20 protein-coding genes are annotated in these 21,105 nt (G+C 30.8%); 11 read left to right on the top strand and 9 right to left on the bottom strand.

Translation table 11 applies throughout. The features are described from left to right. Positions 1 to 98: 98 nt before the first annotated feature. From EL082_RS11455 to EL082_RS11415, 7 genes are all read left to right on the top strand, one after another. Positions 99 to 443 carry a hypothetical protein gene (locus tag EL082_RS11455; protein WP_049416679.1) on the top strand — a complete coding sequence of 115 codons (345 nt, stop codon included), beginning with the start codon at positions 99 to 101 and terminating at the stop codon, positions 441 to 443. Positions 444 to 454: 11 nt separating this feature from the next. Then, on the top strand, positions 455 to 1,216 hold the full coding sequence (locus tag EL082_RS11450; protein WP_049416681.1) for a hypothetical protein: 762 nt from the start codon (positions 455 to 457) through the stop codon (positions 1,214 to 1,216). Between the two features lie 13 nt (positions 1,217 to 1,229). After that, positions 1,230 to 1,826 carry a pathogenicity island protein gene (locus EL082_RS11445; RefSeq protein WP_049416683.1) on the top strand — a complete coding sequence of 199 codons (597 nt, stop codon included), beginning with the start codon at positions 1,230 to 1,232 and terminating at the stop codon, positions 1,824 to 1,826. Continuing rightward, positions 1,819 to 2,121, top strand: a complete 303-nt coding sequence (locus tag EL082_RS11440) for a hypothetical protein (protein WP_049416685.1) — start codon at positions 1,819 to 1,821, stop codon at positions 2,119 to 2,121. Before EL082_RS11445 ends, EL082_RS11440 begins: the two co-directional genes overlap by 8 nt. A gap of 56 nt (positions 2,122 to 2,177) precedes the next feature. Beyond that, entirely contained in the window at positions 2,178 to 2,663 is a 486-nt protein-coding gene (locus EL082_RS11435; RefSeq protein WP_049416686.1) for a terminase small subunit, read from the top strand. A 2,598-nt stretch (positions 2,664 to 5,261) separates the two neighbouring features. Next, positions 5,262 to 5,531, top strand: a complete 270-nt coding sequence (locus EL082_RS11425) for a hypothetical protein (protein ID WP_049416688.1) — start codon at positions 5,262 to 5,264, stop codon at positions 5,529 to 5,531. A 558-nt stretch (positions 5,532 to 6,089) separates the two neighbouring features. After that, positions 6,090 to 6,344: a GlsB/YeaQ/YmgE family stress response membrane protein gene (locus tag EL082_RS11415; RefSeq protein WP_049416691.1), complete on the top strand. Its 255-nt coding sequence runs from the start codon at positions 6,090 to 6,092 to the stop codon at positions 6,342 to 6,344. A gap of 74 nt (positions 6,345 to 6,418) precedes the next feature. Here the strand turns inward: EL082_RS11415 and EL082_RS11955 are convergent, their stop codons facing one another. Further along, entirely contained in the window at positions 6,419 to 6,595 is a 177-nt protein-coding gene (locus EL082_RS11955; RefSeq protein ID WP_162837427.1) for a hypothetical protein, read from the bottom strand. 413 nt (positions 6,596 to 7,008) lie between these two features. Here EL082_RS11955 and EL082_RS11410 point away from each other — a divergent pair, with 413 nt between their 5' ends. From EL082_RS11410 to EL082_RS11970, 3 genes are all read left to right on the top strand, one after another. Beyond that, positions 7,009 to 7,638 (top strand): LysE family translocator, encoded by a 630-nt coding sequence (locus EL082_RS11410; RefSeq protein WP_002451495.1) that lies wholly within the window; start codon positions 7,009 to 7,011, stop codon positions 7,636 to 7,638. 20 nt (positions 7,639 to 7,658) lie between these two features. Continuing rightward, positions 7,659 to 8,237 carry a histidine phosphatase family protein gene (locus tag EL082_RS11405; protein WP_049416695.1) on the top strand — a complete coding sequence of 193 codons (579 nt, stop codon included), beginning with the start codon at positions 7,659 to 7,661 and terminating at the stop codon, positions 8,235 to 8,237. A 283-nt stretch (positions 8,238 to 8,520) separates the two neighbouring features. Then, positions 8,521 to 8,733: a hypothetical protein gene (locus EL082_RS11970; protein WP_174221800.1), complete on the top strand. Its 213-nt coding sequence runs from the start codon at positions 8,521 to 8,523 to the stop codon at positions 8,731 to 8,733. Positions 8,734 to 8,853: 120 nt separating this feature from the next. Here EL082_RS11970 and EL082_RS11395 read toward each other — a convergent pair whose 3' ends face one another. The 4 genes from EL082_RS11395 to ahpC form a co-directional block, all read right to left on the bottom strand. After that, positions 8,854 to 9,480, bottom strand: a complete 627-nt coding sequence (locus tag EL082_RS11395) for an NDxxF motif lipoprotein (RefSeq protein WP_049416697.1) — start codon at positions 9,478 to 9,480, stop codon at positions 8,854 to 8,856. A 139-nt stretch (positions 9,481 to 9,619) separates the two neighbouring features. Next, a complete protein-coding gene (locus tag EL082_RS11390; RefSeq protein ID WP_049416698.1) occupies positions 9,620 to 11,266 on the bottom strand; it encodes a hypothetical protein in 1,647 nt (548 codons plus the stop codon). A 205-nt stretch (positions 11,267 to 11,471) separates the two neighbouring features. Beyond that, positions 11,472 to 12,995 (bottom strand): alkyl hydroperoxide reductase subunit F, encoded by a 1,524-nt coding sequence (ahpF, locus tag EL082_RS11385; protein WP_049416700.1) that lies wholly within the window; start codon positions 12,993 to 12,995, stop codon positions 11,472 to 11,474. A 17-nt stretch (positions 12,996 to 13,012) separates the two neighbouring features. Next, the gene (ahpC, locus tag EL082_RS11380) at positions 13,013 to 13,582 is read right to left on the bottom strand and encodes an alkyl hydroperoxide reductase subunit C (protein WP_002451489.1); all 570 of its coding nucleotides are present in this window, start codon (positions 13,580 to 13,582) and stop codon (positions 13,013 to 13,015) included. Positions 13,583 to 14,103: 521 nt separating this feature from the next. Between ahpC and EL082_RS11375 the strand changes: the two genes are divergently transcribed. Next, the gene (locus EL082_RS11375; protein ID WP_049416702.1) at positions 14,104 to 14,859 is read left to right on the top strand and encodes an NADPH-dependent oxidoreductase; all 756 of its coding nucleotides are present in this window, start codon (positions 14,104 to 14,106) and stop codon (positions 14,857 to 14,859) included. 148 nt (positions 14,860 to 15,007) lie between these two features. Here EL082_RS11375 and EL082_RS11370 read toward each other — a convergent pair whose 3' ends face one another. The 4 genes from EL082_RS11370 to EL082_RS11355 form a co-directional block, all read right to left on the bottom strand. Then, complete coding sequence (locus EL082_RS11370; protein WP_002466442.1) at positions 15,008 to 16,396, bottom strand: L-cystine transporter; 1,389 nt, start codon at positions 16,394 to 16,396, stop codon at positions 15,008 to 15,010. A gap of 264 nt (positions 16,397 to 16,660) precedes the next feature. After that, a complete protein-coding gene (locus EL082_RS11365) occupies positions 16,661 to 19,174 on the bottom strand; it encodes a glycosyltransferase (RefSeq protein ID WP_049416704.1) in 2,514 nt (837 codons plus the stop codon). A 178-nt stretch (positions 19,175 to 19,352) separates the two neighbouring features. Beyond that, entirely contained in the window at positions 19,353 to 20,222 is an 870-nt protein-coding gene (locus tag EL082_RS11360; protein WP_049416706.1) for a hypothetical protein, read from the bottom strand. Positions 20,223 to 20,338: 116 nt separating this feature from the next. Then, complete coding sequence (locus tag EL082_RS11355) at positions 20,339 to 21,007, bottom strand: hypothetical protein (RefSeq protein WP_002466432.1); 669 nt, start codon at positions 21,005 to 21,007, stop codon at positions 20,339 to 20,341. Positions 21,008 to 21,105: the final 98 nt, after the last annotated feature.

Below are 21,105 nucleotides of genomic sequence, written 5' to 3'. Positions count from 1 at the left end.
AAGTGACAATGGCATAAATAACGAACGTTAGTTTATGTTTTTCGTGTAAATTTAGTATAATTAAGGTATAAAGTAATTGAATAAGTGAGGTGAAACAGATGCAAAAAATGATAGAAAAAGAAAAGACGTACAACTTACCCGATGAACACCGCCAAGTACTCAATGTGATAAGAAATACGTCTAAGAAATATATTACTAAAACCAATATTTTAAATCAATTGGGAATATCAGTTAATCGAACTAACGAAAGATGGTTGCGTTTAACTATCAATAGTTTGATACTGAACTATCATTATCCAATCGGATATAACTACAGTAAGACAAACAGAGGCTATTACATGATTGAGAATGAACTTGATAGACGTAATGCTATCACTAGTATTCAACGTCAGATAGAGAGCAGCCAAGCACGTATTGATGCTATTGAAGAAATGGAAATCTAGGGGATTGAACTATGACTATAGATACTGACTACAAAGGTGATATGGTATGTGACTATGAGTTATTAACTAGATTCAATCCTAACTATATAAATGCAAAGATTGCACTTATCGAGCAAGATATTGAATCAATGTATGATCGCACATATCCTCATTTGGTCGGGGATAATGTAGTGGGTAGTATCTATTATGAATCTTTTTCTTTAGAGCATTTAGCTATAGATATTATGGAACAAAAAGATAGACTAGCTAAATATAAACGTAAGAGTAAACAATATTTAAAATACTTTTATACTGTTTTAGATGAATACACTTCTAAAGAAAAGCGTATTATCAAATCTAGTATTAATAATCATCACATACCAGACACACCACTATTAGAACGTTTTAAGTGTGATTTATATGATTATATTGCACGCGTTAGAGAGCAACGAAGTAAACAAATTGAGAAGTCGTTTGACTACATACCGTTAAACAAACAGCGTCAATCATCGTATATTCATCAATACACTTTGAATGAAGAAAAAGAAATAGCCATTAAAGAAGAAAATAAACGTCAAAAGTATATGGATATTAATGATTTTCAAATGCTAGTTGATGATTATAGAGACCGAAAGTTAATTGATTTTATTGATACACTTACACATCACAATACGAACATGGAACAAGCTGAATGGCTTGAAACGATTGTGAGTAATCGTGTTGATGAATCAGAATTAAGAGAAATATATTACAAGCTATATAAACTAAAAATAGATATCTATTATCGATTATAAAAGGAGTATATAAATGAAAACAGAATCATATTTTGAAGAGTACAATCAGTTTGTAACTGATCAAAGCAATGCAATTAGTGAATTAGAACAACAACGTAATGACTTACAAGCTAAAATCAAAGCAGATAAAGAGGAATATAAGCAGTTAGTAGCGAATAGTGAAGATGATAAGGCAGATGAACTATATCAAACAACTGATACAGAGGAAAAGCAATTAAAGGCTATCAACAAACGTCTTACTACTAAACAAGAAGTATTTGATGAAACTAGAAAAGAAAAAGCTATTGAATTGATTAAACATCAATCTGAATTACCCAAGTTATATGAGGATGAAAAACAAGAACTAATAGCTAAATTTGAACCAATCATTGAACAATACAACGGTATTATCGATGAAATTAATGATTTAAATGAACGATACACAGAGGAGTTTGAACGTTACGCAATTCCTTATAGACGTGAGAATTTCGACGAAGATGCCCAAATAAGAAGTGATCTAAGACCTCATTTTAGAGAATATGCACCACAGTATTATGTTTCTAAAAGCGAGTTACCTGTTATAGGTACAAATCAAAAATTGAAGTTTGTAAAGGAGCGACAACATGGATAGAAAAGATGAGTTATATAGAGGTGTTATAGCTGATTTAATAGCTGGACATGATAAAGAAGGCAACATTAATGTATCTGATGAAGATTGGGAAATTGTAGATAGTATAAGCGAAGAAATCAATAAAGAAGTAGAAGAAGAAAAGAAAAAAGAGAAGCATAAAGGTGAACAATCACTTCGAGAATATGCACGTTTAAACCGTATTACTAATTCTGCACGATCTAAAAATATTCAACACCAAAGTAGAGAGGGCGAGAGTTTTATCGAAATTGCAAGAAAGAATAGAATTGTAGAATAAATAGCATGCCTATCTTGTAGTGAGATAGGCAATTTTTATAATAAGGAGTTGTTTATATGACAAATTTAACGGCAAAACAAGAACGCTTTGTAAATGAATATATTAGAACATTAAACGTTACACAAAGCGCTATAACAGCTGGCTATTCACCTAAAACAGCACACGTTACAGGATGTCGTTTATTAAAGAAGAAACATATTAATGATTATATCCAAGAGCAAAAGAAAAAAGTTATAGATGAAAGTGTATTAAGTGCTAATGAGCTATTGCATCTATTAACTAATTCAGCGGTTGGTGATGAAACTGAAACAAAGGAAGTTATTGTTAAGCGTGGTGAATATAAAGAGAATCCACAGAATGGTAAGATTCAGTTAGTTTATAATGAATACGTTGAACTGATAGAAGTACCTATTAAGCCTAGCGATCGCTTACGTGCTCGTGATATGTTGGGTAAATATCATAAATTATTTACAGATAAACAAGAAATTACAAATCGTAATTTTGAAATTAACATAGGTGAATGGGATGAAGAAGTGGAATAAATACCACAATATTTACTGATAAAGTAGATATGAATGTGGCGACACCAGTTTTTATTGATAGCATTGGTCAAGACGATGAAGAGAATGAACGAGATTTAAAAGAGTTGGAAAAATAATATCTAAATAGTGAGATTTAAGAAGTAATATATCTACTTATCTATGTTTAATATTTAAAAAAATGGCTATACTAATGTAGGAGTTATGCATTTGTATAACTTTAAACACTCAAAAAACTATAGTTTTTACTACACTTATTTAAGATATGGTATTTATCTTCTATTTATTAAATAATTATTTTTCCTTTTGATTTTCACCCAATCTATTGTTATTAATAAAGCTTTCGTTAACCATATCTTAATAAGGTAGTTTTTTTATTTTTGTAAAATGCTTCATTTGGGGTTATATTTATAAGAAGTTAATGTTAGATTAATATTAGTGAGATATTAATTAAGTTCTCACGAGGCATTCTATCATCATTATTAGTTTTCTTTCGAAAGATAGTCCTAGTGGCTATCTTTTTGTATTGTGAAAATCTTTGTAAGTGTGTTATAATCTATGTCTAAAACCAAAACTTTTTACATCTAAAGTACTCAAAATTGAGTACTTTAGTTTCAAACTAAAGTTACGTAAATAAAATAGTAAATTTTTGCATTTTAGAGTTCAATATTATATTATATATATTAGTAATTGATAACCTCATATATTCGTTACTATTTAAGAACAGTTTATTTAACTGTTCTTATTTTTATGGTATTATATACAATACATGCAACCCTTTGTAGAAAGCTATAAAAAATCCCTGACTAGTTTACTTATGCATGTCACTGGGTAAATTCGCAATACTTTTTAACTAAGAGTCATTGACCGTATCAGTTATGATACGGTTTTTTTATGAAATGATTGTCAAAAAAATGTAAATTAATTTGGTTCCGTCGTTAGTAAAAAAATGATACATTGAAATTAGGAATATAAATACTACAAAAGAATTGTAGTGGTTTTGCTTTGAATCATTCCCTCTTGTTTCTATTTGTATAAAAGGTAATCATAGTGATTGCCTTTTTTTATTTAAACGGTATATTAAAATTTGTGTTTACGTAAGATAATATGTTATATTTTAAATATCACATGAAATAAGCACTCATTAAATAACTTTTATATTCTTCCAACCACGTTCATTATGATCGTGGTTTTTTATTAGTAAAAATGTTATAATTGTACATGGGGCTCCCCAGCTCCATAATTGCTTACGCATTTAAATAGCTTTTCGCCACACTCAAATAAGAGTGTGGTTTTCTGTATTGAATAAGAATTGTAATGATCGAATCAACTGAATTTAAATAATAGTATAATAATAACCGTCGTACATATTGCATATAAAATAGTCCATAATGTGTAAATTATCTTATGATGGTGGTCTATTAAATTAAATAACATGTATAGATAATAAGAGAACAGCAAAAGACAAATAACACAGAGTATATATAGGCATACTATGACAAAGGTCAATGCACCATCACCTCACTAAAAATTCATATATTTTTAGTTTAACAGATATTTTAATTTATTTAGTGAATACTATGTTTAAAATGTAAGAAATCGGTTAAATAATGGTAGAGTCAATGGAGCCAGTTGGCTCTACCCTTTTGTATAATATTCATGAAAACCCCCACACCACTTTAATTAGTGGTGTTTTTTTATGTTTAAATCACTTAAAATCGGTTATGCACATACTAGAGTTTAATTAACCCTTTTTTTCATTCGATACTCCATTGTTTATACTTAGCTAAATCAGGCTATGCCACATCTTTTTTAAAAGGTGTGGTATTTTTATGTTTAAATCATTAGAAATCGGTTATAATGTTTGTAGAGCTGGTCACTCGTTTTTAAGATCTTCATTATTTTTTCAATCTTTAAAGAATACCATATCTATTTAAATAGGTATGGTATTCTTTTTATGTTCTGAGAAACGTCCTGTGTTACAGTGGCAAATATTATTTCGTAACTATACTATGTGTGTTAATGGTAAATGAATTTGGCGTCATGAAATGCAAGATCAGTATAATTAGTAAATCTAATTATGAAATAGCAGAAGATTAAAGCATGTTAAAGAAAATGATCTTGGCATGGTGAGTGATCAAATTGATTAAAGTCAGTAAATTTAAACAGAACTCAAGTAACTAAATTTATAAAAGTTAGTGAAGAACTTTCTGATGATTCCACGTGGAATCAAACAATTTTAAGGGCAAAAAAAGGGCATAATTTTGAAACGAAGAGCAAGATTATGAACTTTAATTTAATGATGACATAGCTATATATACTGATTTATAGGCATTTTGATTGTTGATGGAATGTTATAAAATATGTCTATATAAAAGAAGAACAATAATATATAGTTTATTGTCGGAACCTTGTAGGCTTAGCCTATGAGGTTCTTTTTTGTTTTCAAAAACTTCATGAGGGATATTCAATATATAAACAATGTGAATCTGAAGACTTTGAAATTTTCCATGTGTGGAGTTGCTTAGTCATTTTTGTTAAGCTTAAAGTATACATAATGATTTATTGATATTTATGGGGTGATGGGTAATCAATTCTAAGGTGAATGAAGCAATTAAAGGTGTATGTATTAATTTAATGATTACGTTTGCAATTGGTATAGCAATTACTTATTTTAACTTTGATTACGGTATTGATAATGCCTTTTTTCATTTTTTAGAAAAAATTAGCGTTGTAAAGTTCTTTGACAATCATTCTGCGAATATTGCAGTGACGCTAGGACTATTGTTAACAGCTTATGAAGTCATTGATACATTATTTTTAGAGGATGATGAAGAGGATGAAACTGAGCGCTCTATAAACGAAAAATAAATCACGAATAAAGAAAAGCTATGGCTGAAACTGATTGCATGTCAGTGCCATAGCTTTTCTTAATTATTGTTATTAAAACGACCTAATAAAAATGAAGTTAAACTACTTAAAATAATTAATATAATAAGAAAAGAAAGTAGATAAATTTGATTGCTTTCAACATGAAAACCCATCTCAAATTGACCATGTAAATGACCATTAATATAAAAATTGAGTGTAATAATGGTCAGAATTAAAATAATAGATATCGCACTTAATAAGTCGAAACCTATTTTAAAAATGAAAAATTTATTTTTATTTGCGTTCAAGATGATACAACCTTTCATATTCTTAGAAAATAATAAGTCGGTACCATCCCATTTGTTTATTGTGCATACGTTATTGAATGAATTGCAATTAGAAATTTTAAACGAATGGTTAATAATTATCAATATATAAATATCTATTTTTTTACTAGTTTTAATAAATTTTTAACTAAAATGGTTTCGGGATGTGATTATGGGGTATACACCATAGGTAGACATAATGATAATTATGTATTGAAAGGAGTGAAGACACATGTTCGGATTAATAGGAATGATCATCGTAGGTGGTCTTATCGGTTGGATTGCAGGTGCAATTCTTGGTAAAGATATCCCAGGCGGTATTTTAGGTAATATTATTGCTGGTATCGTAGGTGCATGGGTTGGTTCAATGATCTTTGGACAATGGGGCCCAGAACTAGGTAAAATTTATATCTTCCCAGCATTATTAGGTTCAATTATTTTAATTTTCTTAGTTTCATTAGCTTTAAAAGCTTTACGAAAAAAATAATTGTAACATAGCAATAGAGATGACCTTAATTGATAAGGACATCTCTATTTTTTTATTATTTAATAGTAGCCAAATTACTCGACGTAAATACTGGCTAAAATGGTCATTAGAAGTGTTAGTAAACATGCTAGAAGGATGATATTTTGTACTTTAATTGAATTACTTTTATCACCATTTTGTCTATATGTATAAAATAAATAAAACCATGACAAAATGACGAGTATACCTAAAATAATAATCACTATTTTCATAACATATATACCTCCTCATTGGTTACGTACCCTAATCGATTGATCATAATTGAAGAGATATGTTGATAAAAGTGATTATAAAAATATATATCATTTAAATTTAGACAAAAAAGAGGATGACGCTGGGTAACGCCATCCAGGAGTATTATGTTCATGAATATAAAAGACTTTGTAGTTACTTATTAACTACATGTATATAATATCATGAATTATATTAAAATACCAATTAAAACAACTTAATTCTAAAATAAATTTTTCGTTGTGTACATTTAATTATAAATATGCAATCATATCATTCATTTTTTAATTTTATTTATCTTATATGCATGAATAGTTAGTCAATTCTCAATATTTTTCGAAGTGTTGTATGTTTATGCATGGATTGATACGATAGCTTTATGGAGGGATTCATTTTGGAAGGTATATTAACATTTATATTGATTTCACTCTTAATCATCATTGTACCTGGTCCTGATTTTCTAATTGTAATGAAAAATACGGTCCATTCAGGAAAAAGAAACGGTATGATGTCCGCATTAGGTATTACCACGGGTCATATTGTTTACGCTAGTTTAGCTATTTTTGGAATTATATACATATTAACAAGTTTATATTATGTCTTTGTTTTGATTAAAGTACTTGGTGCATGTTATTTAATCTATTTAGGCGTACGCTCTATCTTATCAGCACGTCAATCGATGTCCTTTAATGATAAAAAACAAGACTTAAATCAAGTGTCATATCTATCATCATATAGACAAGGTTTCTTAAGTACGATATTAAATCCTAAAGCATTACTTTATTACATGAGTATATTACCTCAATTCTTATCACAAGGAAATATACATATGACCTCTCAAGTTGCAGTTTTAGCATTATCGGTAGTGCTTGTAACATGTTGTTGGTTCCTATTCTGCGTCTTTATATTTCAATATATTAAATTACTGTTCAGTAATCCTAAAATTAAAGCTATTTTTGATTATGCGGTAGGAATTATTTTAATTGGATTATCAATTAATTTATTATTAAGTAAAACAAGTTAATATGAGTGAGGAGATTCAAAATGAAAATATATTTAGTAAGACATGGTGAATCTAAATCCAATTATGATAATAAGTATGGGGAGCCTTATTTTTGTGGTCAACTTAATGTGTCATTAACGGAACAAGGTACGGAGAGTGCACAAGCATTGGTAAATTATTTTACGAATAAAAACATTGATCATGTATACGTTTCAAGCTTATTAAGAACACAACAAACGTATGAAGCAATATTTCCTTATAATATACCGACAACATTTACTGATTTATTAAAAGAAAGATCGCTAGGTGTCTTTGAAGGGAAATATAAAAAAGAAGTGTCACAGGACGAAACTTTTTATAAATATTTTAATGATGATAACTTCAAAGATTTCCGTCATAGCTTTACTCAAAAAGCACCAGAAGGAGAAAGTTATCAAGACGTATTTGATAGAGTAGCAACTTTTTTCAATTCTATTGTTGATCGTAATGCAGATCAAATTGTCATAGTCGCCCATCAGGTTGTCATTAGATGTATCTTTGTGTATTTAGAACAAATAACGAAAGAAGAAGCATTAACTGCTAAAATCGAGAATTGTAAACCTTATCTTATTGAAATGTAAAAAAGAGTGAAATACCCCTATATGATAGGGGCATTTCACTTTTTTTAATTTAAGACGTCCAGTAGTCTAAATAGATACATTTTAATTTGTGGACGTTTTCTTTTGTTTCGATGAATCCACTATGAGCGTTACAAAAACACTTATTATAATTAAAATTGAAGATATAGTAGCGGTAACGCCAACCCAATAGTTTTCCATAAAGAATGCGATAAGCGCCAATAATGCCCATACTGGAACCGCAATAATTTGAAGAATACTTGAAATAATTCTGGTTGTCATATAGTTGAAAAAACATAATATGAGTGCAGGTAATGCCATTGCCACCATAGTACCTATTGCAGACCAAAGTTCTACAGGCTTATCCAAACTGATTGTATTAGACCCAGTGGGATATTTAGCACACGTTAAAATAGTTAACACTGTTGATAAAATCGCGAGCACTACAAAAGATACACGTAACTTCATCTTGTCACTCTCCAAAATGTTTTTTAAATGAGTAAATAAAAAGTTTAACTATCTATAGTGTGACTTAGACGTCGGGTGATGTCAATTTGGCTTAAGATATAAATAAAAGCTTCTAATCCGCAAATTTTATAACGGTTAGAAGCTTTTTAGTTTATTTATCAAATACATCAGTTTTGATATTTTTCTTGTCTAAGAAAGATTTGATTTTATCTTGTTGCTTTTTGTTTACATCGCCTGCATAGTTGGTTGGTACGTCTACGACATTGATTGAATTTTGTGGTTGATAATTCAATTGCTCAATGTCTTCATCAACGTTAGCGATTGTACTATTAAGTGCTTTAAAATATTTGATAATACGATTAGTTGGATCTTTATATTCACTTGGAATCTTGTTATTATTCACAAACTTTTTAAAGTGTAAGTCGTTTTTTACTGCAAGATTAGACAATTCACTTAATTGTTTGGATTGCTTTTTAGTAATCTTAGTGCTGCTATCACTCTGTCTGTCTAATTTATGTTGCATCACGTACTTATTATCTAAAATATCACTGTTAACTTGTAGATATTTTTTTAATGCTTTATTCATTTCGTCTTCACTGATAGTAGCATTGTTTTTATTAGATGTGAAAATATCTTTTTCCTTTAATTGCTTAGCATTTTTAGGTGCATGGGCACTACTATGTGAATCATGATCATTATCATCTTCACTTTTATTTGCACAGGCTGATAAGATAAGTGCAAAAGATAAAATTAACGTGAGTAGAACTCTGTTTTTCATCAGGTTTGGAACTCCTTTTATTCATACAATATTCATTATTTTAAATTCTTACATATTATAGCGTATCACTTATCAAAAATGATTTGAATGTTTAAGCACTTAGTTATTTATGAACTATGAACATTTTGTGTATAAATAATTAAAGTGATTTTGTTTCATTAACAGTATAACCGCGTAAACTCCATAAACGTAGATGTGTCCAACCTTTTTCAATTTGTTTAGATAACTTTTTATCTGGTATTGGTAAAAGTTTATTTTGTTTAATCAAGTTATTCATCATCTCGACTGCATGAGCTTCATCTGGTGCTATTCTTAGGTGGAATAAGATATATCTTACGGTTTTTTCCTTTTTAATATCATCATCTTCTTTTATGTTATTTCTAAGAAACTTGATGAATTGTTTCAACTTGGTATTACGTGTATAAAATTCATTATTTGCATATATTAATAATTCATCGAGATGGCTAGGTTCATAAAATCCTTTTAGTGGATCGTCTATCTCATCAATATTTGCGAGCATAGGAATAACTGGGTGTAATAACATATCATTTTGGACGATGACTAATTCATTGATATTCATAGCTTCTATTTCATTTTTAATGTCCTTTTCTGTCATATCTCTGTCGTATAAGTGTTTCATTAAATGAACCACACGTTCTAATGATGCATATCCATATAAATTCGTTATCGCAAAATAGATATTGAAAGGTGTTACATACTGTTGCATTTTCTTATTATTTTTCAATTGGTTTAGTTGTTCTTCAGCTAAATTTTGACGAATTTCGGGATCCATATAGATTTCAAGTTCTGGAACTTCAGTTTCTAGATCCTGCAGTTCTTCTTTAACAGAATCACTAGAGATATCATCATTACCCGCAGTATTTTTAGTATTTAGACGTAGACCTTCGAGTACTTGATTATCCTCAGAAACTATATGCTGCTCTTGGTGGCTAAGGAATGTCTCAATACCACCATTATCATGAATGTAATTTTGGATGAAATCTAAAGCGTCATAAGGAATAGATACGATATTATAGCGCTCATTATAATTAAATAAAAATAAGTGATCTAACACATCTGATACAGTATGTAATTTTGGATGTTTAGCTATTATGGCTGCCAAATCAATACTATTGTCATAATTGGTATGACTTTTAATGATTTGATGTAACATGAACAAAGATGACGGTTTAAAATGATTAAAGACATTTTCTAACAATGTATAATCTTTGAAAAAGGTATCATTAATTAAATTGATAGCGTCTGATTTTTTAATTTTTGACGGACTTTTAATTTGATAAAATTTCAAAATGTCTTGTAAGTTTTTCGATTTCAAAGTTGATAAATAATCTTTCAAAGATGTATGTTGAATTGCATTGAAAAGTTCTTTATCTAATTGATTTAATTGTTGAATAAGTAGTTGTCCTTCTTCGTCTTGGACTTTATTTTGGTAATGATTAGCGAAAACATGCGTATTGATTTGATTTAAATAGTGCGTATCTAGCATAAATGTATTTGTAGATGTCTTATAAATAAAGCCTAAACGTTGTGATAATTGACATTTATGTTTAATTTCTTTATTAACTGTGACGGGATTATCGTTACTGTTTAGCAATGATTTAATACAGTCTTGTTCGGTTTTATTCATTTGGTTATAAATGAAGTTAATGTGATGTGATTTAAAAGCAATATGTAATGTCTCAAGTGGTGAAAGTTTTCTAGGGATGTCTAAAAATGATTGGATTTCATAGATTTTCACTTTGGTAATATGATTTAAGGTGTTCATAATAGCTCCTTTAAAATTTATGATATGTGATGGATTTAGACTAGAAAACAGTGTCTTGATAATGTAAAAACCCAACGATGTTAAAGATTAAAAGTTTTCATTAATTCCATCATAACATGTTTAAAGAATTAAATAATAAAAAAACAGAATTCCGTAGGGGAATTCTGTTTTGAAGATATATTAATGAAATGTTGAATCCATTTAATTAGTTTCTAATAATATAATCGAAAGCATTCAATGCGGCATTTGCGCCAGCGCCCATAGAGATAATGATCTGTTTGTTTTTCTGATCAGTTACATCACCAGCAGCGAAGATACCTGGAACATTAGTGCTATTATTACGATCAATAACAACTTCACCACGTCCGTTAAGTTCAACTGCATCAGAAATCCATGAAGTGTTAGGTACTAAACCGATTTGTACAAAGATACCGTCTAAATTAACGACTTGTTCTTCGCCAGTGTTCATATCTTCATATTTGATACCAGTAACATGATCTTCACCAATAACTTCAGTAGTTCTGGCTTTAGTTTTAATGTCAACATTTGATAATGAACGTAAACGATCTTGTAGAACACTATCTGCTTTCAACTCATCAGAATATTCAAATACAGTAACATGTTTAACAATTCCAGCTAAATCGATTGCAGCTTCAACACCTGAGTTACCGCCACCGATAACTGCAACGTCTTTATTTTCGAATAGAGGACCGTCACAGTGTGGGCAGAAAGCAACACCTTTGTTGATTAAACGATCTTCGCCAGGAATGTTAAGTTTACGCCAACTTGCACCTGTTGAAATGATGGCTGTTTTAGTTTCTAATACAGCGTCATTTTCTAAAGTGACGCGAATAGCGCTATCTGTTTTTTCAATGTTTGTTGCACGAATACCAGTCATTGTATCGATATCGTATTGAGCGATATGATCTGCTAAATTAGAAGAAAACTCAGTACCTGTTGTTTCTTTAACAGTGATGAAGTTTTCAATGCCAGCAGTATCATTAACTTGACCACCGATACGGTCTGCAACAATACCAGTGCGTAAGCCTTTACGTGCAGTGTAGATTGCAGCACTACCACTTGCAGGGCCACCACCGATAACTAATACGTCATAAGGATCTTTGCCTTCGAATTCAGATGCATCTGCAGTACTTCCTAATTGGTTAAGAATATCTTGAATTGTCATACGACCATTACCAAATTCTTCTCCGTCTAGGAAAACAGCTGGTACGGCCATGATATTTTCAGATTCTTCACGGAAGACAGCACCGTCAATCATTGTATGTGTAATGTTAGGGTTAATTACACTCATTAAGTTCAATGCTTGAACGACATCTGGACATTTTTGACAAGTTAAACTTACGTAAGTTTCGAAATTGAAAGAACCTTCTAATCCTTTAATTTGATCAATTACGGATTGTTGTTCTTTAGGTGCACGTCCACTTACTTGTAAAACAGCTAATACAAGAGAGTTGAACTCATGACCTAATGGAATACCCGCGAAGGTAATACCTGTTTCTTCGCCTGGGCGATTTACTGAGAAACTAGGTGTACGTTTTAAAGATTTTTCAGTAACTGTTATGTGCGCAGACATGTCAGCTACTTCATCTAATAACTCTTTTAATTCTTTTGATTTATCGTCAGAGCCAAGGCTAGCGACGAATTCAACGTCGCCTTCCATAAGCTCAAGTAATTGTTTTAATTGTTGTTTTAAATCAGCATTAAGCATTATCAATTAATGCCTCCTTAAATTTTACCTACTAAGTCTAATCCTGGTTGTAAAGTTTCAGAACCTTCTTCCCATTTTGCAGGGCAAACTTCACCTGGATGTTGACGTACATATTGAGCAGCTTTGATTTTGTGTACTAATGTGCTTGCGTCACGGCCGATACCGTCAGCATTGATTTCAGCTGCTTGAACAACACCATCAGGATCGATAATGAAAGTACCACGTTGAGCTAAACCAAGTTCTTCATCTAATACGTCGAAGTTACGAGTAATAGTTTGTGAAGGGTCACCAATCATATTGTATTGGATTTTGCTAATAGCATCTGAATGATCGTGCCAAGCTTTGTGTACGAAATGAGTATCAGTTGAAACTGAGAATACATTTACGCCTAATTCTTGTAATTTATCGTATTGGTTTTGTAAATCTTCTAATTCAGTTGGGCAAACGAATGAGAAGTCAGCTGGGTAGAAGCAAACTACACTCCAAGAACCTTTTAAATCTTCTTGAGATACTTCTTTGAATTCATCTTTCTTTGGATCGTAAGCTTGTGCTGTGAATGGTAAGATTTCTTTATTAATTAAAGACATAGGTAAATTCCTCCTGATATTTGAAATGTTTTATTAGAATTAGATAACAATCATTGTTTGTTTATAATAATTCTAATCTCTTACTAATTATTATTACATTTAGGATTTAAATAGTCAACTTCATCAACTTATATAATTAATAGCACGTTGAGAAATTGATGATACGTGTATTATAAGCCTATAAATGAAATTGATCGCTTAAGTGAAATAAGTGATATTGATGAAATAATTTACTATTGTCACACATTAAATAATCAATTACATTCTCAACTAAAGGCTTGTTATTGATAATATAGTGTAATTTTATTAGATTCCACTATACTTTGATATTAACATGTTGTCTCAAAACTTTCATAAAAGAAGGTTTGTTATAGGGGTAAGTCAAAATTATTATAAATACATAAAATATGATTAATCATTCACCTGTTAATCCAATTAATTTAATTTCCAGTTGAAAAGGGTATACAATATTTAAAGATTATTAACGAAAATATTATTTTTCGGGAGTAGGAGTGGGAATAGTGTCAGATTATGTATATGAATTAATGAAAAAACATCACTCGGTTCGCCGTTTTAAATCAACACCTTTAAGTGAAGATACAATTAAAAAATTAGTGGAAGCAGGTCAAAGTGCTTCTACATCTAGTTATTTACAAACTTATTCAATTATTGGTATTGATGACCCTGAAATTAAAGAGGATTTAAAGGAAGTATCTGGGCAACCATATGTTGTTGAGAATGGTTACTTATTTGTTTTTGTTTTAGATTATTATCGTCATAATTTAATTAATGAGAATGTAGAATCAAACATGGAAGTTTCTTTTGAATCTGCTGAAGGTCTATTAGTGGGATCGATTGATGTAGCTCTTGTTGCTGAAAATATGGCTGTTGCAGCTGAGGATATGGGGTACGGCATTGTTTACTTAGGCTCATTACGTAATGATGTTGGTCGTGTACGTGAGATTTTAGACTTACCTGAGTATACTTTCCCATTATTTGGTATGGCTATTGGTGAACCAGCAGAGAATGAAAATGGTTCTGCAAAACCTCGATTACCATTAGAACATGTTTTCCATAGAAACCAATATAATTCAGATAAAGAAAAACAAATCAGTGAATTACAGTCCTATGATCAAACAGTAAGTGATTATTATAAAGCGCGTACCGATGGAGAAAGAACTGAAACTTGGTCACAACAAATCGAGTCATTCCTAGGAAATAAAACAAGATTAGACATGCTAAATCAACTTAATGATGCAGGATTAATCAAAAGGTAATAACGCTATTTAATCAATAGTGATGTTATGGTTTCAGGGTTAATTGTTGGTGTCAGAAATAGCATCATCTTAATTGTAGATTTAATAAAATAGTATTAAAAAGGGGGGGAGGCAATTTAATTGTCTCCTCCCTTTTATTTTAAAATATTTAATCTGTTGTCAGTTCACCATATTCATTAGATTCGAATGCTTTTTTGTCCCAATTTTTAGTGAGTTTGGCAGTACCTGTGCCTGCTAACATAGAATCATTAACATTAAGAGCAGTACGACCCATGTCAATAAGAGGTTCGATAGAAATTAAGACGCCGGCTAATGCAACCGGTAAATTTAGTGTTGATAAGACTAATATAGATGCGAATGTAGCACCGCCACCTACACCAGCAACACCAAAGGAACTGATAATGACCACGGCTACTAATGTCACGATAAATTGTAAATCGATATTTACATGTGCAACCGGTGCAACCATGATCGCAAGCATCGCAGGATAGATACCTGCACAACCATTTTGTCCAATAGACAGACCAAATGTTGCGGAAAAGTTAGCGATACCTTCAGGTACACCAAGACGTGTTGTTTGTGTTTGAATATTTAACGGTAAAGAACCAGCACTTGAACGTGATGTAAAAGCAAAGGCCAATACTTCAAATGTTTTCTTCATATATTTGACTGGGTTGATACCAAGAATAGTTAAAATGACTAGATGAATGATATACATTGTGATTAATGCTGCATAAGACGCTATCATAAATTTACCTAGAGTCCAGATAGCAGCAAAGTCACTGGTAGCAATCGTTGAAGCCATAATAGCTAAGATGCCATAAGGTGTTAATCGTAATACGAAGGTTACGATAGCCATGACAATAGAATAAATCGCTTCGATACCACGTTTAAGTGTGTCACCATGTTCAGGTTCTTTACGTGCAACGCGTAAATATGCAAATCCAACAAATGACGCGAAGATAACGACCGCAATCGTAGATGTTGTTCTTTCACCTGTAAAGTCTAAGAATGGATTGCTAGGTAATAATTCTAAGATTTGTTGTGGTAACGTATGCGCAGTTAAATTTTTAGCCTCTTTAGTGATTTCGCTACCGCGTGAATGTTCAGCGCTACCTAGATCAATGGAAGATGCATCTAAACCGAAGAGTAACGCATATCCAATACCAACCAAGGCAGCTATAGCTACAGTCCCAATTAAAAACATGAAGATATAACTACCGATTTTAGCAAATTTGTCCCCAATTTGTATTTTACTGAATGCAGAAACGATAGAAATAAAAATTAACGGCATGACAATCATTTGTAATAGTGCGACATAACCATCGCCTACGATACTAAACCAATCACTTGTTGTTTTGATTACTTTTGAGTCGACTCCATAGATTAAATGCATTGCGATGCCTAAAATAATGCCTATAGCTAAGGCAGTAAATACACGTTTAGGAAATGAAATGTGTCTTTTAGCCATGACATTTAGCATAATAATGAAGGCAATGAGCACAATAACATTAATCACAGTTAAAAATGAGTCCAATGAATAACACTCCTTTTTAATTATTATGTTCTAAATTTATGTATTAAGAATATTACTCATATTTTTATAATTCAAGGCTATAAACTTAAAAGGTATATTTTTTATAATTAAAAATGTGCAAAGTATTAAATTGATTGAATAAATAATTTTATTTGTGGGATATCATAAGATAGATATAAAAATAAGTGTTACATTCCAAATAAAAGAATTGGAATGTAACACTTATATGGAACGGAGTAATAAGATGGTAAGTAATGATTTAAGTTAATCTAATAAACTATAAAATTCATCCATAACTGCTTTGTTATAAGATTCTACATCAAATCTATTATAGCTAGGTTGTGTACCTTTAATGAATGCTTCAATACCATTGGCTATATGTTGGACCTCATTTTTAACTAGCATACCGTATTTTCCATCTTCTAAAACGTAACGATTTACAATAATGTCAGATGCTAATACTGGTGTTCCAGTAGATAAAGCTTCCAATATAACCATTGATTGTCCTTCATAATGTGAAGTCAAAGCAAATAAATTAGCACGTTTTAATAAATAAAATGGATTACGTTGATGGCCTAATAAAAATACATTGTGTTCTAGATTTAGATGAGTAATCATGTTTACAAATGTTTCTTTTAATGGTCCATCACCTAAAATATAAAGTCGGATGTGTGGGTGCTTCGTCTTTAATTCATGAACTGCTTTAATGAGTAAATCAATACCTTTTTCCGGTGATAATCGACCAATAAAGACGATATTAAAGTGACTCTGATCAAATGGCGTGTTAAACAAGTTTCCATCTGAATAAGAGACGATAACTTGTTTGCCATCTTTATTATAAATTTCACTATCATCATTCATTAGACGTTTGATTTTTGAGTAATTGATTGTATTTCGACAAACATTGAATTTATTTTTGGGTACTGTTGATGAAAATTTGCGTTGGTTCACTTTCATTGTTGCTTCAGATACGCTAATTAGTTTATCAAAACGTTTATAAATACTAAACAATGTTTTTAAATTTTGGTAGTGGGGTCGTTTTCCATTAACTGTTCTGTTTTGATCATCTTGCATGTCACTATGCATATAAATATATTTTTTCTTCGCATTAGCAGCTAATACCAAATTTCCCCAGAAAAATGCATACCCACTAAAATCAATAGCATAATCAAATTGTATATCCCCGAATACTTTTCTCATTTCACGACGATAGAGGTGCTTTGGATGAATAACCTCTTCAAAATGATGATATACACCACGTTGTCTAATAAATTCTACTCGATATAAGTCTTTAAATGAAGTAAGGAAAGGGCTACTTCTAAATAATACTCTGACATTACCGTTTATTTGATTGAGATTATTTTTAAATTCAATGTTTTTGCTATTTGTCACCATTAATGTGACGTCGTATTTTTCATAATCAATATTTTCAAGTAAGTTCAACATCGAAGCAGTAATACCGTTGTTCTTTAAACCGCCAGGATAAAATAGTAACTTCGTCTTTTGCTTTTCACTATTTGCATGTGAAGGTGTTGTTTTTAATGTTGTACTAAAGATTGCTTTAATTAATCTTTGACAGGCGTTACCGTCATCATATGAACAGAATTGAGCTTTAAATTGTTGATAATTTTTATCGTATTGCTTATAGGTTTCGTTTTGAATACCTTGAATGACATCATTAATATTTGTATAAATTGGACCAGGAAGTTGCTCTGTATCAATATATAATCCACGAGTGCGTGCGTATTCATCATGATTTGTTGTATAAAAAATAATAGGTTTATCAGTGACTAAAAAGTCGAAGAAAATACTAGAGTAATCTGTAATCATTAAATCAACGACTGATAATAATTGATTAGTATCAAAAGTATTAGGTATAAGATACGGTTTTAAATTATCTGAATGAGCTATTTTTTTATATACAAATGGATGTACTTTTAATAACACCTGATAACCTGTTATAGATTCTAATGCTTTAATTTCATTATAGATATTGTCTTCTTCAATGATAGGTTTATTTACATCTGTACCTTGCCATGTAGGACAATATAATATTATTTTTTCCTGATTTAAATGTACAAATGAGCTTAAGACTTTTCTAATATCTGCTTCTGTTGAATTGATTGTTAAATCAAGACGTGGATAACCTATTTCTAAAAAATTACCCTGATAAATTGGTGACAACTTGAAAGCATGATCTAATATAGTAGTTGTGTGTTTATTTGGCGATATGATGTAATCAGAAATTAAAAAATTACGCATTGTATTTTGCGTTTTGATTAAAGAATGAGGAATATCTAATCCCATATGCTTTAATGGTGTGCCGTGCCACGTGTTGATATAGACTTGGTTTTCTTTTTTTGTAAAATAGGCTGGAAATGTAGCGTTATTAATAAGATATTTGCAAGTGGTTAATGCTTTTAAATATGATTTTGATTCTTTAATAACAAACGATACATGTGATAAATGTTGAAATTGATTACGGTAATGTTGAGCTGTACTTTCAGAATCTACAACCCAAGTATGGTGTAAGTGCTGGTAGGCCTTGTGACGCGTTAAATATAAAAAAATGGCGTATGGACTATCAGTCATGCTTTTGCCATCGGTCACTTGATAAAGTATGTGGGAAGGATTAACGTTATTCTTTTCATAGTAATGTGCATAGGTCATCACTTTTTTGAAGTATGGGGATTTATTAAATGTTTTAATTGGTTTAGTTAAAAAGGAGGTTTTTCTTTTAAACTGATTTTTGATTAATGATTGTGTCGCTTTTCTCATAGTGTGTCAGTCCTTTGTTGTGATATAGCGTAAAACATTATTTATATATATTTAGTATTATATATTATAACATCAATATAAGATTATAAGTAAGATATTGACATAAAAAAGAGGTGAAGCATTGGTTGAGACATAAAGTGACACACTTTTGTCTTAACTTATCTTCACCTTATATTTACTATAAGTTAAATAATCTTGCGAAAAAGCCTTTTTTCTCTTCTTTAGGTTCTGGGTGGCCTAGAGGAGATGATTGTGACTCGGTATGATTATTTGTATTTGAAACTTGAGACTCTGAAGTAGTGTATGATGTTGATTCTGATTGAGCTGTTGATTGCTCAGATGTACTTAATGAAGTACTCTCACTTTTTGTCACTTCGTTAGCTTTGCTCAAACTATTTGAATGTTGAGATGTTGAAGTGGAAGTTGCTGCTACTGAATTGCTTTCACTTGATGTAAGTGACGTAGATTGTTTAGGTTGATGACTTTGGCTTGACTGATGACTTGCACTTGATTCAGAAGCAATAGCTTGTTGTTCATCTAATTTTTTAGTGTGAGATTGCTGTGTTGACTGGATTGCATCTTGAGTTGTTTGAATAGCTTTTAATGATTCAGTATTTGCATCAATTTTAGATGTGATTTGATTTTGTAACTCTTTAAGTTCCTGTTGTTGATGGTGCACTTGACTAATCATTTGACCTAACATTTGACGTTCTTCACGCATTTTTTGTATTTCACTACGTAAGTCTTCAACTAGTGGTGAAATATTCTGATCAGTAGGTAATTGACTATTATCTTCTTTTACTAATACTTGAAGGAAGTCTTTTTCTTTTTCAAGTTCTTCAAATGCTAAGTCATAGCTATTCGTTTGTTTTACTTTATCTGCGATATCTTTAAATAATTCGATATCTTCTTCTTTAAAATCAGTAGCTTCACGTCCACGGTACTCTGTCTTACTAAGTTGATAGCCACGTTCTTCTAAATGTTGGACAATTTTACGGACTTGTTTTTCACTTAGCTCGACGCGTTGTGCGAATTCTTTAGTTAACATTAATAAAGTCCTTTCATATATGGTTTATGTATACTGACGTTTGTCTTCGGTTAGTGAAACGTCAGTCTTACCTCATATGATAGTTTACCGTTAATTATAGTTGATTTCAAGTAATGTTAAAGTGGGCTTCTTAAATTCATCTCTTCTAATAGAGGGTATATAATCTCTCTTGAAATGCCATTAGCAAAGACATATTTCAAAATATAATTAGACTTCACACTTGTACCGTAAATATCTTTGGATAAGACAATATTGGCTTTGATAAATAAGTCGATGTCTTTCGGATTTTCGTCGGTTGTATAATTGGGATGAATATAATCAATTTCACTTTGTTTTTCAAATTGATGTTCATAGAGAAACTGTCGACGACGCTCAAGCACTTTGTTTGTTTCTTCATCAGTTGTTAGTGGTTCTTTAGGTACTTCCATCATAATAAAATTAATGTTTCGATCATGAATTTCATTAGCGTAGACATTGAGTTGCTCCTCGATTTTATCCAAGGTCATAGACATTACCTCATCATGATTGTCTTTATTTTTGGTAATAAGGTATATAAGAAAGGCGGAATTAGTAGTCGCTTCATAATGTGCTGTTGCCATGCTTATTACTTCATTATTTTCAATGCCAACGATAAAGGCATAATCCTTTTCGGTTTTATTGTTTTCTAATGATTGTTTAAAAATATGGCTGTCTTCGGTGAGGCTAATATCTAACTTTGCGTCGTAAATTTGTAATGCTTCTTTGAAATATGGATCTTTAACAGACGTTATCGTTTTAAATTCCATCATGGCACCCCCAAAAATATATTTTTTAAATTATAGCATATGTTTATTTCTGTTAATGGATAAATTTATAAAGTAAAACACCACAACTTAAACGGCTT

Origin of the sequence: Staphylococcus warneri, assembly GCF_900636385.1 — a bacterium.
GTDB classification, from domain to species: Bacteria; Bacillota; Bacilli; order Staphylococcales; family Staphylococcaceae; genus Staphylococcus; species Staphylococcus warneri.
This window is presented reverse-complemented; position numbering and strand designations above follow the sequence as displayed.

Bases quoted from the DNA above. Each gene is read 5' to 3' on its own strand.
- EL082_RS11455 (WP_049416679.1), top strand. From the start codon at position 99: ATGCAAAAAATGATAGAAAAAGAAAAGACGTACAACTTACCCGATGAA.
- EL082_RS11450 (WP_049416681.1), top strand. From the start codon at position 455: ATGACTATAGATACTGACTACAAAGGTGATATGGTATGTGACTATGAG.
- EL082_RS11445 (WP_049416683.1), top strand. From the start codon at position 1,230: ATGAAAACAGAATCATATTTTGAAGAGTACAATCAGTTTGTAACTGAT.
- EL082_RS11440 (WP_049416685.1), top strand. From the start codon at position 1,819: ATGGATAGAAAAGATGAGTTATATAGAGGTGTTATAGCTGATTTAATA.
- EL082_RS11435 (WP_049416686.1), top strand. From the start codon at position 2,178: ATGACAAATTTAACGGCAAAACAAGAACGCTTTGTAAATGAATATATT.
- EL082_RS11415 (WP_049416691.1), top strand. From the start codon at position 6,090: ATGTTCGGATTAATAGGAATGATCATCGTAGGTGGTCTTATCGGTTGG.
- EL082_RS11955 (WP_162837427.1), bottom strand. From the start codon at position 6,595: ATGAAAATAGTGATTATTATTTTAGGTATACTCGTCATTTTGTCATGG.
- EL082_RS11405 (WP_049416695.1), top strand. From the start codon at position 7,659: ATGAAAATATATTTAGTAAGACATGGTGAATCTAAATCCAATTATGAT.
- EL082_RS11395 (WP_049416697.1), bottom strand. From the start codon at position 9,480: ATGAAAAACAGAGTTCTACTCACGTTAATTTTATCTTTTGCACTTATC.
- EL082_RS11390 (WP_049416698.1), bottom strand. From the start codon at position 11,266: ATGAACACCTTAAATCATATTACCAAAGTGAAAATCTATGAAATCCAA.
- ahpF (WP_049416700.1), bottom strand. From the start codon at position 12,995: ATGCTTAATGCTGATTTAAAACAACAATTAAAACAATTACTTGAGCTT.
- ahpC (WP_002451489.1), bottom strand. From the start codon at position 13,582: ATGTCTTTAATTAATAAAGAAATCTTACCATTCACAGCACAAGCTTAC.
- EL082_RS11365 (WP_049416704.1), bottom strand. From the start codon at position 19,174: ATGAGAAAAGCGACACAATCATTAATCAAAAATCAGTTTAAAAGAAAA.
- EL082_RS11360 (WP_049416706.1), bottom strand. From the start codon at position 20,222: ATGTTAACTAAAGAATTCGCACAACGCGTCGAGCTAAGTGAAAAACAA.
- EL082_RS11355 (WP_002466432.1), bottom strand. From the start codon at position 21,007: ATGGAATTTAAAACGATAACGTCTGTTAAAGATCCATATTTCAAAGAA.